This is a genomic window from Inquilinus sp. YAF38, assembly GCF_052113205.1.
GTDB lineage: Bacteria > Pseudomonadota > Alphaproteobacteria > DSM-16000 > Inquilinaceae > Inquilinus.
This window is the reverse complement of the sequence record NZ_JBFRCU010000039.1, coordinates 11796-25743: the sequence shown is the minus strand read 5'-3', so window position 1 is coordinate 25743 and position 13948 is coordinate 11796. Positions and strand designations below refer to the sequence as shown.

Genomic DNA, 13948 nt, shown 5'->3' with positions numbered 1-13948 from the left:
TTGGTATTGGCATCGGCCTGACTGTCGGCGCGGCCGGGCGCTACAGCACGAAATCGCCGGCGACGAGGCCGATGGCGCCGGTGAGCTGGATGTGGAAGTCGGCGGCGCCGTCGCCGTTGATGTCGCCGGCGATGGTGGTGACGCCGCCGGAGACCGCATAACGCAATTCGCCGGCATGATGGGTGAAGGCGCCGCTGCCGATGAAGCTGAAGGCCTGGTTGCCGGCAGCGCCGCTGTTGGCATCGATCGCTGACAAGTCGACGCGGTCGCCCTGGGCGTGGCTGAAATCGGTGATCCGGTCGGCCGCCCCGACCTTGCTGTCGCCGGCGGTGGTGAAGACGAAGCGGTCGCCGCCGCCACCGCCCCGCAGCACGTCCTGCCCGGCCCAGCCGTTCAGCGCATTGGCCGCGGCGTTGCCGGTGATCTGGTCGGCGCCGGTCGAGCCGGTGACGTTCTCGATCGACACCAGGGTGTCGCCCTGGGCATCGCCCCCTGATCCCGTGCCGGTCACGAGATTGACCGTCACCCCGGCCGCCCCGGTGTAATAGCTGGCGGTGTCGCTGCCGGCGCCGCCATCGAGCCGGTCGGCACCCGCACCGCCGCGGAGCACGTCGTCGCCGCCCCAGCCGGCCAGGGTGTTGGCGCCGGCGTTTCCGCCGAGGCTGTCATGGCCCAGGTTGCTGCCGGTGAGGTTCTCGATCCCGATCAGGGTGTCGCCCTGGGCGTCGCCGCYCGAKGCGGTGCCGGCGGCGAGATCGACCATGACCCCGGCCGCGCTGGTGTACCAGCTGGCGGTGTCAGTGCCGTTGCCGCCGTCCAGCGTGTCCGCCCCGGCCCCGCCGCGGAGCACGTCGCTGCCGCCCCAGCCGGCCAGGGTGTTGGCGCCGGCATTTCCGATGAGCGTGTCGTTGCCCAGATTGCTGCCGGTGACGGTCTCGATGCCGATCAGGACGTCGCCCTGGGCGTCGCCGCCGGATGCGGTGCCGGCGGCAAGGTCGACCATGACCCCGGTCGCGCTGGTATAGTAGCTGGCGGTATCGGCGCCGGTGCCGCCGTCCAATTTGTCCGCGCCGGCGCCGCCGCGGAGCGTGTCATTGCCGCCCCAGCCGGCCAGGATGTTGGCGCCGGCGGTCCCGATCAGCGTGTCGCTGCCCTGGCTGCCTGTGACGTTCTCGATGCCGACGAGGGTGTCGCCCGCGGCGTCGCCGCCCGTGCCGGTGCCGGCCGCGAGGTCGACGACCACGTCGATGGCGCTGTCATAGTAGCTGGTGCTGTCGATGCCGGCGCCGCCGTCGAGCGTGTCGGCCCCTGACCCACCGCGGAGCGTGTCGTTGCCGCCGCCGCCGCGCAGGTCATCGGCGCCGGCGAGGCCATAAAGGGCATTGCTGACGCCATTGCCGATCAAGGTATCGAAGTCGAGGTTGGTGCCGACCAGATTCTCGATCGATCCAACGGTCTGCAGGTCGAGATAGATGGCCGAGGAGCGCAGGTGGTAGTCGGCGGTATCGGTGCCGATGCCCCCGTCCAGGAGTGCCCCACTCGGGCCATCGTAGAGCACGTCGTCGCCGGCTCCGCCGTGGAGCTCATCCGTCCCGTCGCCGCCTTCGAGCTGGTCGTTGCCGTCGCCACCGCGGAGCACGTCGTTGCCCTCCCCGCCCGAGAGCCTGTCGTCGCCGGCACCACCATTGAGCGTGTCGTTGCTACCCCGGCCGAACAGGCTGTTTGCATCGTCGTTTCCGGTGATGATGTCGGAGATGTCCGACCCGCGGACATTCTCGATGCTGGTCAGCCGGACCGCGCCGTTGACCGTGCCGGCGGTCAGATCGATCACAAGGCCGCCCAGGCCGGTATAGCTATAGTCGTAGTTCGCCGTATCGCTTCCTTCGCCGCCATCCAGATAGTCCAGCACGTCCAACGATTGCCGCGTGTCGACCCTGTCGACCAGCATGTCGTCGCCGCTGCCGCCTTTCAGCGTGTCTTGTTGGTTGTCGTACGCGTTGAGGCCGAAGCCGCCATCGAGCCAGTCGTTGCCGTCGCCACCATCCAGCGTATCGTGGCCGGCAAAACCAAGGAGCGTGTCGTCGCCGGCTGCGCCATTCAGCACATCCTCGCCCCAGCCGCCGGTGAGGGTGTTGCGGCCGGCATCCCCGATCAGCGTGTCGGCATTGTTCGAACCCGTGACCTTCTCGATCCCGCTCACAATCGCCCCGCCGGCGGCGGTGCCGGCGGCCAGGTCGACCGTGACCCCGGCGGTTCCGGTGATGATGGCGTAAGATAGCGTGTCGATGCCGGCGCCGCCCTCGATCACGTCGCCGTCGTCTTCCGGCGACCCGTCGGACTTGAACGGATCGGCCGACAGCCAGTCATCGCCGGCGCCGCCGATCAGATGATCGATGCCGATTCCCCCTCTGAGCGTGTCGGATCCGTTGAGGCCCGAAAGCGTGTCGTTGCCCTCGAACCCGTTGATGATGTCGTTTCCGGACGGGGCGGGAAAATTCGTTCCGACGAGATTGTCGTCGCCCGCGGTCCCATTGAAGGTGGGCATGGTGCATCCTGTGCCGTTGGCATCCGCCTCGGATGACCGTCGGTGCGGATCGAAGGCCGGCGGCCACGCAAATTAATTGGTTCAAATAGCTGCGAATGATGGGTCAACTTGACTCAAATCGATCCCATAATGCCAGAGGATTGCGACACTTGTCCCAGCCGACGGAAGCACCGCCGCACCCAGCGGCCGAATGCCATGCGCTGTAGCCGCTTCCCACCCTGTGCGGTCAGGGGGACATGATTGGCGAGCGGCCTCCATCTCTCGTCGCGTCAGGACCGGCGGAGCAGCGCCTCGATCTCGTCGCGCCGCGGCATCGACGGCGCCGTGCCGGGGCGGGTCACCGAGAGGCCGGCGACGGCGCAGCCGAAGCGGACCGCCTCGGCCACCGGCCGGCCTTCTGCCAGGGCCAGGGCGAAGCCGCCGTTGAAGGCGTCGCCCGCCCCGGCGGTCTCGACCACTTCCCCCGCCGAGAAGGCCGGGACATGCGCCGTCTCCGACCGGCTCTTGAGCAGGGCGCCCTTGGCCCCGAGGGTGACGATCACCGTGCCGACGCCCTTGTCCAGCAGCACCGCCGCCGCCCGCGCCGCCTCCTGGCCGCTGTCGACGGCGAAATCCACCAGGCTTTCGGCCTCGGTTTCGTTCGGGGTCAGGTAGTCGATCAGCGGGTAGAAATCGTCCGGCAGGGTCGCGGCCGGAGCCGGGTTCAGGATCGTGGTCACGCCGTGCCGCCGGGCGATCTGCAGCCCGCGGCGCACCACCGGCAGCGGCAGCTCGAGCTGGGCGACGAAGACGCGCGCCGCAGCGATGGCCGGCGCCGCAGCCTCCATCTCGGCCTCGGTCAGCGCCGCCGCGGCCCCCGGCTCGATGATGATGGCGTTCTCGCCGGTCTTGCCGTCGATGAAGATGAAGGCGGCACCGGTCGGCCGCTCCGGATCGGCCAGCACATGGGTCGCGTCGATCCCCTCGGCGGCATAGAGGCCGCGCGCCATCTGGCCGAACGGGTCGGTGCCCAGCTTGGTGATGAAGGCGACGTCGGCGCCGGCCCGGGCCGCGGCGACCGACTGGTTCGAGCCCTTGCCGCCCGGGCCGAGCTTGAAGCCGTTGGACAGCAGGGTCTCGCCCATCACCGGAAGCCGGGCGGCGCGGAAGGCGAGATCGGCGACGAACACGCCCTGAACGGCGATCTTCGGCGGGGTCATGGGTCGGTTCCTACTTCGGCGGGATCACGCCCATCTTCAGCAGGAAGCAGCCGTAGAACCGCCCCTCCCCGGCCCGGACCACGGCATAGGCCTTCTTGGCGTCCTCGTAGAAGGCGAAGCGCTCGACCGATCCCATCGGCCAGGACCGGCCCTCGGCCCGGTCGATCTCGGCCTGGACCTCGCGCTGTACCTCCGGGATCTCGTCCGGCTGGCCCACCACTTCCATCCGCCGTGCCGGATGGTCGACGAAGCTGTCGAGCGGCATCAGCGACAGGATCGCCCGCACCGCCCGCGCGGCGCTGACATTCGGCAGCTCGATCGGCGCCTTGACCATGGTGTGCTGCGCCACCGATCGCGACGGGAAGTTGGTGTCGCAGATCACCAGATCGTCGCCATGCCCCATGCCGGCCAGCACATTGAGCAGATCCGGGGTGATGATCGGATCAATATTCTTGAGCATTGTCAGAAGCTTCCCTGGGTTTCCTCAGACGGCACGGCAGGATCGGCCGCGCCTTGATTTGTCGTGCTTTTCGCACGCGGCATTCTGGATCACCGTCGCGACGCTTGGCAACATGGCCGACGCATCACAGCTCGTGTATACGGTCCCGCCATGTCGCTTCTCAGCCGCTACATCTTCCGCCAGATCGCGGTCGCCACGGTCCTTGCCACGGTGATCCTGGTCTTCGCGATCATGCTCACCACCTCGATGCGGCTGATCCAGCTGATCGTCGACGGCGGCGTCGGGGTCGGGCTGTTCCTCGAGCTCGTCTTCCTGTCGATGCCGGAGTTCCTGATCGCGGTGCTGCCGGTCGGCGTCGTGGCCGCCTGCCTGATCGTCTACAACCGGATGCTGTCGGACGGCGAGCTGCTGGTCATGCGCGGCGCCGGCATCGGCCAGATGCGGCTGGCCCTGCCCGGCCTGGTGATGGGCGTGCTGATCACCGGCCTCAGCTACAGCATGACCTTGTATTTCTGGCCGGTGGCCAACCGCGAGTTCCGCGACCTGACGGCGATGGCCCAGTCGGACGTCTCGGCCGCCTTCCTGCAGACCGGCGAGTTCAACGCGATCGGCGACAACAAGACCGTGTTCGTGCGCGACCGCAACCCGGTGACCGGCGACCTGAGCGGCATCCTGGTGCACAGCACCGACAACGCGGACCAGCCGATCACCATCATCGCCGACCGCGGCTATGTCGAGGACAGCGAGGACGGGCCGCGGATCGTGGCCCTGAAGGGCGTGATCCAGCAGCTCGACCGCAAGACCGGCAAGGTCGACCCGGTCGCCTTCGACAGCTACACCGTGCCGCTGAACACCCCCGGCGTCGAGGATCTGGCCCGCAGCTACCGTGCTCCGTCGGAGCGGTTCCTGCCCGACCTGCTGCACCCCGACCCGAATTCGCCCCGCGACATGCGGAACTACGGCCGGCTGGTGATGGAGGGGCACAAGCGCATCACCGACCCGCTGCTGCCCTTCGCTTATGTGGTGCTCTGCCTCGGCGTCCTGTTGAGCGGCGACTACAACCGCCGCGGCCTGAGCCGCCGCATCCTGATCGCCGCCGTCGGCGTGGTCGCGGTGCAGGCGACCACGATGAGCGTCGCCGGCGTGGCCCGCGATTCGCTGCAGCTGCTGCCGATCATGTACATACTGCCGGTGCTGACCACGATCGTCGGCTTCGCCATCCTGCTGATCGCGCGCCGCCGCAAGGTGCCGGCGGAGGCGCCGGCCAGCCCGGATCTGGCGCCCGCCTGACCCTCCAGGCCTGGATGCGACGAAGCCGACCGACCACAATCTGTTGTGGTCTAGCAGCGGCTGCAATCGGGTATTTGGTTCGGGGCCGCTGCCCGCTATAAGCGGGGGATGTCCCTCGACCCCCTCACAGTCCTGCACGACGTCTTCGGCTACTCCGCCTTCCGCGGCGAGCAGGCCGAGATCGTGGCCCAGGTGATTTCCGGCGGCGACGCGCTGGTGCTGATGCCGACCGGCGGCGGCAAGTCGCTGTGCTACCAGGTGCCGGCGCTGGTGCGGCCGGGGCTCGGCGTCGTGGTGTCGCCGCTGATCGCGCTGATGCAGGACCAGGTCGAGACGCTGCGCCAGCTCGGCGTCCGCGCCGCGGCGCTGCACTCGTCGCTGCCGCCCGGCGAATCGCGCAACATCGCCCGGGCGATGCGGGCGGGCGAGCTGGACCTGCTGTATGTCTCGCCCGAGCGGCTGCTGACCGACGGGCTGCTCGACATGCTCGACGATTGCAAGCTGGCGCTGTTCGCGATCGACGAGGCGCATTGCGTGTCGCAATGGGGCCACGACTTCCGCCCGGAATACCTGCAGCTGGACACGCTGGCGACGCGCTATCCGGGCGTGCCGCGCATCGCCCTGACCGCCACCGCCGACGGCCCGACCCGGCGCGACATCGCCGAGCGGCTGAAGCTGCAGAACGGCCGCATCTTCGTCGCCGGCTTCGACCGGCCGAACATCCGCTACCGCATCGTGCCGAAGGACAATCCCAAGGCCCAGCTGCTGTCCTTCATCCGCGGCGAGCACCCAAACGAGGCCGGCATCGTCTACTGCCTGTCGCGCATCAAGGTCGAGGCCACGGCCGAGTGGCTGCGCGGCGAGGGCATCGAGGCCCTGCCCTATCATGCCGGGCTGGACCGCGAGGTCCGGGCCCGGAACCAGGACCGCTTCCTCAAGGAGGACGGCGTGGTCATGGTCGCGACCATCGCCTTCGGCATGGGCATCGACAAGCCGGACGTCCGCTTCGTCGCCCATCTCGACCTGCCGAAGAGCCTGGAGGCCTACTACCAGGAGACCGGCCGCGCCGGCCGCGACGGGCTGCCGTCGGACGCCTGGCTGGCCTACGGCATCCAGGATGTCGGCAAAATCCAGGGGCTGATCGCCGAATCGGACGCGCCGGAGCGGCAGAAGCAGATCGACCGGCAGAAGCTGGATGCCTTGCTCGGCTATTGCGAGACGGTGCGCTGCCGCCGCCAGGTGCTGCTGGAATATTTCTCCGATGTGCTGCCGCAGCCCTGCGGCAATTGCGACACCTGCCTGGAGCCGGTCGAGTCCTTCGACGGCACCGAGCTGGCGCGCAAGGCGCTGTCCTGCGTCTACCGCACCGGCCAGCGCTTCGGCGTCGGCCATGTCATCGACGTGCTGACCGGCACAGAGACCGACCGGACCCGCCAGCTCGGCCATGACAAGCTCAGCACCTGGGGCATCGGCCGCGACCTGTCGAAGGCGGAGTGGAAGTCGGTGTTCCGGCAGCTGGTGGCCGCCGGCCTGTTGATCGTCGACACCGAGGGCCATGGCGGGCTGCACCTGGCGCCCGACTGCCGCGAGGTGCTGCGCGGCGAGAAGGAGATCCATCTGCGGCGCGAGGCGGTGAAGCGGACGGCGCGCGGCAAGTCGGCGGGCAAGACGGGCGGCCGCTCCGTGCGGGCGCTGCCGAGCGATCCGGCCGAGGCTTCGCTGTTCCAGGCGCTGCGGGCCCGACGGCTGGAGCTGGCGCGCGAGCAGGGCGTGCCGCCTTACGTCATCTTCCACGACGCGACCCTGACCGAGCTGGCCCATGCCAAGCCGCGCTCGATGACGGAGTTCGCCACCGTCCCCGGCGTCGGCCAGGCCAAGCTGCTGCGCTACGCCGGCGCCTTCCTCGAGGTGATCGAGCAGCATGTGGAGTAGCGATGGCGCCGGGCCCCACAAGCTAAACTTTATTGTCATTGCCGGGCTTGACCCGCGAATGTCCGGTTGAGAAAAAATCGCAACTAAAGCGTGTTTATCTCAGGTAAATATTCTATTTAATTGTCATCCTCGGGCTTGACCCGAGGATCCAGGGGCTTTCAGAGCCGCTCTCCGCGGCCCCTGGATTGCCGAGCCAAGCCCGGCAATGACAATAAAAGTTTAGTTCAGCGCTTAGATCTGCAACCCAAAAAGCTTAGCCGGACAGCCTTGGGTCAAGCCCAGGCATGACAGTTTGACATCCAGAGGCAGCGGCCTCCTGGATGGCCACGTCGGCTTCGCCTCCTCACCATGACGAAGAGAGCCGAAGAGTCGATCTCGAAGGCCGCTGACATAGGCGCGAGGGCCGGCCCTGCGCCGATCGGGTTTGACCGGCCCGGCCGGCTGGTCGAAAGATGTCGGCCCTGTCAGTTACGATGGCTGACAAAACCGACATCGAAGACAGCGACCGCCATGTCCAAGTCCCGCCGCCCCGCCACCATCCTCGCCCATGCCGGCCGCCACCCCCGCGAGAATCACGGCATGGTCAACCCGCCCGTCTATCACAGCTCGACCGTGCTGTGGCCGACGGTGGCGGCGATGGACGAGGCGCATGCCGGCTTCGAGCACGGCGTCTACAGCTATGGCCGCGTCGGCACGCCGACCAGCGAAGCCTTCGAGGATGCGGTCACGGCGCTGGAGGGCGGCTACGGCGCCATCGCCGTCTCCTCCGGCCTCGCCGCGGTCAATGTCGCGCTGACCGCCTTCGTCAAGGCCGGCGACCATGTGCTGGTCACCGACAGCGCCTACGGCCCGACCCGGCGCTATGCCGATGCGGTGCTGAGCCGCTTCGGCGTGGAGGTCGAATACTACGACCCGCTGATCGGCGCCGGCATTGAGGCGCTGTTCCGCGGCAACACTCGGCTGGTCTATCTCGAATCCCCGGGCTCGCTGACCTTCGAGGTGCAGGACGTGCCGGCGATCGCGGCCGCCGCCCGGGCCCGCGGCATCCTGACCGCGCTCGACAACACCTGGGCCACGCCGCTCGGCTTCGACGCTTTCGGCCATGGCGTCGACGTCACCGTCCATGCCGCCACCAAATACATGGTCGGCCATTCCGACGCGATGATGGGCATCGTCGGCGCCCGCGAGAAGCGGGTCTGGCAGACGCTCAAGAACTTCGCCGTGACCTCTGGCCACTGCGCTGGGCCGGACGACCTGTACCTCGCCCAGCGCGGCCTGCGCACCATGGGGGTGCGGCTGCGCCAGCACCAGGAGAACGCGCTGGAGATCGCACGCTGGCTGCAGGCCCGGCCCGAGGTGTCGCGCGTGCTGTACCCGGCTCTGCCGCAGGACCCCGGCCATACGCTGTGGCGGCGCGACTTCACCGGCGCCTCCGGCCTGTTCGCGATCGTGCTGCAGCCGGCTTCAGGCACCCAGGTGGCGGCGATGCTGGACGGCATGGAGCTGTTCCAGATGGGCGCCAGCTGGGGCGGCTATGAGAGCCTGATCCTGCCGACCCATCCGGAGAAGATCCGCACCGCCACCACCTGGCAGGCCGAGGGTCCCGGCGTCCGCCTGCATGTCGGGCTGGAGGACCCGGCCGACCTGATTGCCGATCTGGAGGCCGGCCTCGACCGGCTGCGGGCGGCGACATGAGCGCGGAAACGCTGCTCGGCGAGGTCCGCTTCGACGCCGACGGGCTGGTCCCCGCCATCGCCCAGCAGCACGACAGCGGCGAAATCCTGATGCTGGCCTGGATGAACCGCGACGCGCTGGCGGAGACGCTGGCCACCGGCCGGGTCTGCTACTGGTCGCGCTCGCGGCAGGCGCTGTGGCGCAAGGGCGACACCTCCGGCCAGGTGCAGCACCTGGTCGAGCTGCGGCTGGACTGCGACGGCGATGCGGTGCTGCTGCGGATCGACCAGACCGGCGTCGCGTGCCACACCGGCCGGCGCAGCTGCTTCTTCCGGGTCGCGCGCGACGGCGCCTGGCACACCGACCTGCCGGTGCTGCAGGACCCGGAGGCGCTGTACGGCCACCGGCACGAGTGATCGGGGGTCCGGCGACGCATGGACTACGCGATCAAGACCGAGATCCGCGATCCACAGGCGGAGACCTTCGTCTTCACTGCGCAGAAGACGATGTATGGCGGCAAGCACATCGCCGCGGGCGACACCGTGTTCCTGTTCGCCAGCGAGACCCATGGCGGGCGCGGCTTGGTCGCTCGCGGTGTCGTCACCGCCGCCGAAGCGATCGCGAAGGTGCCCGGCCTCGCCCGGCAGACGCCCCGCGTGAGCGTCACCATCCGGCGCGCCGCGCTCGCCAAACGGCCGCTGGGGCGGCGCGAGCTCGAGCTCGAGCCCTTCACCGACTGGACCGACGGCCGGCCCGAGACCGAGCTCAATTTCAAGTTCTACCGCCAGGCCACTGACAAGATCGTCGGCCTCTCGGACGAGACGGCGGCGTTCCTCGCCGCGTTCTTCTAGCGCAAGCAGCTCTCGGCAACGCCGTCCAGGACGGTCGGGCTTGCTCCGGCGGCGCGACCGGATGGACACGCTTCGCTCGCCATGACGGTGTTGGAACCGGCGCCGCTCTCAAAAATCGTCATGGCGAGCCCCGCAGGGGCGTGGCCATCCAGCGCCCCGGCTCCCGACATTGCGATGGCGCACCGGGCTCAGAGCAGCGGTGAATCCGCGGCGACGAGCAGCCAGGGCAAGGCGACGCCGGCGGCCCGGCCGATCGTCCACCATGCCGGGCCGAAGCCACGCGGCTCGACCAGGCGGTCGAGGTCGATCACCAGCACCTCGTGCCGGCTGGTGTCGCCGGCCGCGGCCCAGTGGTTGATGCGGTTCGATCCGTCGATCACCCAGAATTCGCCGGACCGGCGGGCCATCAGCACCGGTCCTTGCAGCCCCCAGGGCTCGGTCCGGTCGTGGCGCCCGTTGCCGTGCCGCGCCAGCGCCTCGGTCGACCACATCTCGCGGGAAATCGTCCAGCGACCATCACCCGGCGGCAGCGCGCCGAACCGCTTCGCCAGCAGGCGCCGCAGCACATTGCGGCCCCGCCACGCGCCCTGCCGGCGATGGTTCCGCAGCACTCGCCAGACCTCTCGCCACAGGCGATCCCGATACCGCAACCCGCAATCCCCCGTCCCGCCCCCGGCCGACCGCGCACGCCGAAATGCGACGCCCGGGCAACCGAGGGTTTAAGGCGAAGATTACAGTTTTGTGATATTCGCGCCAAGAGGCGGGGGCGAGTCTCTCGCACCTGTCAGCGGTCCACCCTCGTCAGGTCACGGTCATGGGTCTCGCGGATCAGCCAAACCGCGACCAGGCTGATCACCGCGGCGATGCTGATATAGCCGCCGACCCAGCCGAGCCCGCCCCGATCGACCAGGGTCTGGGCGATGTAGGGCGCCAGCGACGCGCCGAGAATCCCGGCCAGATTGTAGGTCAGCGACGCCCCGGTGTAGCGCACCCTGGTCGGGAACAGCTCCGGCAGGAAGGCGCCCATCGGGCCGAAGATCAGCCCCATCAGGAACAGCCCGAGGCAGAGGAACAGGGTGACCAGCAGCATCGAGCCGCTGCCCAGCAGCGGCGCCAGGGCAAAGCCGAACAGCGCCGTCAGGATGCCGCCGGCGATCAGCACCGGGCGCCGCCCGATGCGGTCGCTGAGCCAGGAGGAGAGCGGGATGCCGAGGCCGAGGAAGATGATGGCGAAGCATTCCAGCCCGAGGAAGGTCTGGCGCGAATAGCCGAGCGCCTTGGTGCCGTAGCCGAGCGAGAACACCGTGGTGATGTAGAACAGGGCGTAGCAGGACACCATCGCCAGCGTGCCGAGGATGGTGACCCGGGTATAGCGGGTCAGCACCTCGCCGATCGGCACGCGCACCCGCTCCTGCCGCTTCATCGCCTCGCGGAACACCGGCGTCTCGACCAGCTTCAGCCGGACATAGAGGCCGACCGCCACCAGCACCGCGCTGAGCAGGAACGGCACGCGCCAGCCCCAGGCCCGGAACTGGTCGTCATCCAGCCCCAGCGCCAGCAGCAGGAACAGGCCATTGGCGGCGAGGAAGCCGATCGGGGCGCCGAGCTGCGGGAACATGCCGAACCAGCCGCGCTTGCCGGCCGGGGCGTTCTCCACCGCCAGCAGGGCCGCACCGCCCCATTCGCCGCCGAGGCCGAGGCCCTGGCCGAAGCGCATCAGGCACAGCAGCGCCGGCGCCAGCCAGCCGATCGAAGCATAGCCGGGCAGCACGCCGATCAGCATGGTCGAGACGCCCATCAGCAACAACGACGCCACCAGCGTCGCCTTGCGGCCGACCCGGTCGCCGAAATGGCCGAGCAGGGCCGACCCGACCGGCCGGGCGACGAAGGCGATGGCGAAGGTGGCGAAGGCAGCCAGCAGCTGTGCCGCCTCCGATTCCTGCGGGAAGAACACCGGCCCGAACACCAGGGCCGCGGCCGTGCCGTAGATGTAGAAGTCGTAGAACTCGATGGCGGTGCCGACCAGGCTGGCCATCACGATCCGGCCGGTGGAATTGGCGGCGGCCGGCGTGGCCGAGCCGAAAGTTGTGTCCGTCATGAAGGAGGATACCGACTGTTGCGCAGGCTGCTGAGCGGGGTTCCATATCTGTCCCCAGCGCGGGCGCCGTCAACAGCAACCTGCCCGGCGGCCACGGCATGACTGCAGCGCGTGACGGGGGCTGTCACCGTCCGTCGGTCGGGGATCCGCACCCGATCCAGCGTGCCGGCATGCGCGAGGCCCGCTACGGCACGATGTCAGGCACCGCGAAAACGGCTACCGCTGCAACACGCAGCCGCGACGATCCTTACCAGAATCCCCTGCGATGATCTTGCGATCGGCGGCGGAACGGAGCATCAAGCGTTCGTCGCCCGGAGGATCCGACGCCTCCATCCGTTCGACGTCGCAAGGACCCGTTGCTCGATGACCGACCGTAAAGCCGGCCAGGACCGGCCAGACATGAACCCCTGGCTGTTCTTCCGCCGCTGGCTCGCCAACCCCCGCGAGGTGGGATCGGTGGCGCCGTCCTCGCCCGCCCTGAAGCGCCGGCTGACCCAGGAGATCGTGCGCGCGCCCGACGAATATGTGATCGAGCTGGGCGGCGGCACCGGGGCGATCACCCGCGGCATCCTGGAGCGCGGCGTTCCGGCCGATCGTCTGTATGTGCTGGAGATCAACCCGGAGATGGCCCAGCATCTGCGCGACATCTTCCCGGGCATCCATGTGATCGAGGGCGACGCCCGGCGCCTGGCCGAGATCCTGCCGCCCGAGGTGGTCGGCAAGGTCGGCACCACGGTGTGCGGCATCCCGATGCTGCTGCTGACGCTGGAGGAGCAGAAGGCGATCCTCGATTCGGCCTATTCGGTGATGCCGAAGGGGCGGCAGGTCGTGCTCTACACCTACGCCCTCTCCTCGCCGCTGCCCCGCGACAAGCTGGGCCTCGCTGGACGCCGCGTCGGCTTCGTCCCGGCCAACATCCCGCCGGCCTCGGTCTGGGCCTATCGGCAGCGCAGCGCCGGCTGACCAGCCTCGCTCCGCTTCCGCCGCCCCGCCGGACAGGGCATAGTGGCCGCTTGGCTTCGGAGGATGTGCGACGATGAAACCTTCGCTTCTTCTGGTCGCTGCATTCGGGCTCGCGCTGCCGGCGCAGGCGCAGATTCCCGCCTATCATGTCCAGCTCCAGGTCAACGCCACCACCCTTGCGGGCGGCGGGTCGTGCCGGGTCGGCACCGGCGTGATCGGGACCTATCCCGACAGTCCCGGCCGGCTGGCGATCGGCACGCCGGTCGACCTGTTCGTCCCCTGCGGCGCGGCCGCGCCGTCGTTTTTCGATGCCCGGCTGGTCGGCGGCCCGGGCGGCCTGCAGCCTGACGGGCCAGGTGCGCTGCGGCCGCTGGCGACCCCGGTGGCGCTGCCGAACGGTCCCGCGGCGCCGAGCCTGGTGCCGCCCTCGCTGCAGTTTCGGCCGCAGCCGCAGTTTCGGCCGCAGCCGCAGTTTCTGCCGCCGCCACGGCCGCGGCAGGTGCTGATTGCCCCGACCACGCCGGTGACGCCGCAGGCAGAGTCGCCGTTCACCGCACCCCGGGTGGCGCCCCCGTTCCCGGTGCCACAGCCGATACTTCCGCTGCCGGCGAACCCGGTGGCGCCGTCCCGCCCGCTGGTGATCCAGGGCGCGGCGCCGGTGATCGTGGACTCAGTCCCGCCGGGCACCGTCTACACTCCGGCGCCTGCCCCCGCCTTCGCGCGCCCATTGCCGCCGCCGATGCCCGCCCAGGGCGGCGACACGGCGACGATGCGCCCGGACGCCGCGATCGTGCTGAGCTTCGGCCCGGTCAGCGCGGCTCGGGCCGGGGCATCGCACCGCATCGTGCTGCCGACCGACCCGAGCTATCCGGCGCTGCTGACCCAGCTGGGCGGCATCGCGCCGGGCCAGACCAAGGCGCTGCCGCGGTAGAAGCG

General features: G+C 69.4%; 12 protein-coding genes. 7 read left to right on the top strand and 5 right to left on the bottom strand.

All coding sequences use genetic code 11. The features are described from left to right. Positions 1 to 40 precede the first annotated feature (40 nt). The 3 genes from AB4Z01_RS18540 to AB4Z01_RS18530 all read right to left on the bottom strand — a co-directional run bounded on the left by AB4Z01_RS18540 (position 41) and on the right by AB4Z01_RS18530 (position 4204). A complete protein-coding gene (locus AB4Z01_RS18540; protein WP_441696023.1) occupies positions 41 to 2545 on the bottom strand; it encodes a hypothetical protein in 2505 nt (834 codons plus the stop codon). A gap of 269 nt (positions 2546 to 2814) precedes the next feature. Then, positions 2815 to 3744 carry a ribokinase gene (gene rbsK, locus AB4Z01_RS18535; RefSeq protein ID WP_441696022.1) on the bottom strand — a complete coding sequence of 310 codons (930 nt, stop codon included), beginning with the start codon at positions 3742 to 3744 and terminating at the stop codon, positions 2815 to 2817. A 10-nt stretch (positions 3745 to 3754) separates the two neighbouring features. After that, complete coding sequence (locus AB4Z01_RS18530) at positions 3755 to 4204, bottom strand: RbsD/FucU family protein (RefSeq protein WP_441696021.1); 450 nt, start codon at positions 4202 to 4204, stop codon at positions 3755 to 3757. 150 nt (positions 4205 to 4354) lie between these two features. Between AB4Z01_RS18530 and lptF the strand changes: the two genes are divergently transcribed. The 5 genes from lptF to AB4Z01_RS18505 all read left to right on the top strand — a co-directional run bounded on the left by lptF (position 4355) and on the right by AB4Z01_RS18505 (position 9951). Beyond that, a complete protein-coding gene (gene lptF / locus AB4Z01_RS18525; RefSeq protein WP_441696020.1) occupies positions 4355 to 5494 on the top strand; it encodes an LPS export ABC transporter permease LptF in 1140 nt (379 codons plus the stop codon). A gap of 108 nt (positions 5495 to 5602) precedes the next feature. Next, positions 5603 to 7426, top strand: coding sequence for a DNA helicase RecQ (gene recQ / locus AB4Z01_RS18520; RefSeq protein ID WP_441696019.1), 1824 nt, complete (start codon positions 5603 to 5605; stop codon positions 7424 to 7426). Between the two features lie 510 nt (positions 7427 to 7936). Next, complete coding sequence (gene metC, locus AB4Z01_RS18515) at positions 7937 to 9121, top strand: cystathionine beta-lyase (RefSeq protein ID WP_441696018.1); 1185 nt, start codon at positions 7937 to 7939, stop codon at positions 9119 to 9121. Further along, positions 9118 to 9516, top strand: coding sequence for a phosphoribosyl-AMP cyclohydrolase (gene hisI, locus AB4Z01_RS18510; protein ID WP_441696017.1), 399 nt, complete (start codon positions 9118 to 9120; stop codon positions 9514 to 9516). The genes metC and hisI overlap by 4 nt, the downstream gene beginning before the upstream one ends. Positions 9517 to 9534: 18 nt before the next feature. Continuing rightward, positions 9535 to 9951 carry a hypothetical protein gene (locus AB4Z01_RS18505; protein WP_441696016.1) on the top strand — a complete coding sequence of 139 codons (417 nt, stop codon included), beginning with the start codon at positions 9535 to 9537 and terminating at the stop codon, positions 9949 to 9951. 188 nt (positions 9952 to 10139) lie between these two features. Here AB4Z01_RS18505 and AB4Z01_RS18500 read toward each other — a convergent pair whose 3' ends face one another. Beyond that, positions 10140 to 10562 (bottom strand): hypothetical protein, encoded by a 423-nt coding sequence (locus tag AB4Z01_RS18500; RefSeq protein WP_441696015.1) that lies wholly within the window; start codon positions 10560 to 10562, stop codon positions 10140 to 10142. 173 nt (positions 10563 to 10735) lie between these two features. Next, positions 10736 to 12049 carry an MFS transporter gene (locus tag AB4Z01_RS18495; RefSeq protein ID WP_441696014.1) on the bottom strand — a complete coding sequence of 438 codons (1314 nt, stop codon included), beginning with the start codon at positions 12047 to 12049 and terminating at the stop codon, positions 10736 to 10738. Between the two features lie 363 nt (positions 12050 to 12412). On the opposite strand from AB4Z01_RS18495, the gene AB4Z01_RS18490 reads away from it, so the two are divergent. Further along, on the top strand, positions 12413 to 13012 hold the full coding sequence (locus tag AB4Z01_RS18490; protein WP_441696013.1) for a class I SAM-dependent methyltransferase: 600 nt from the start codon (positions 12413 to 12415) through the stop codon (positions 13010 to 13012). 73 nt (positions 13013 to 13085) lie between these two features. Then, on the top strand, positions 13086 to 13943 hold the full coding sequence (locus AB4Z01_RS18485; RefSeq protein WP_441696012.1) for a hypothetical protein: 858 nt from the start codon (positions 13086 to 13088) through the stop codon (positions 13941 to 13943). Positions 13944 to 13948 lie beyond the last annotated feature (5 nt).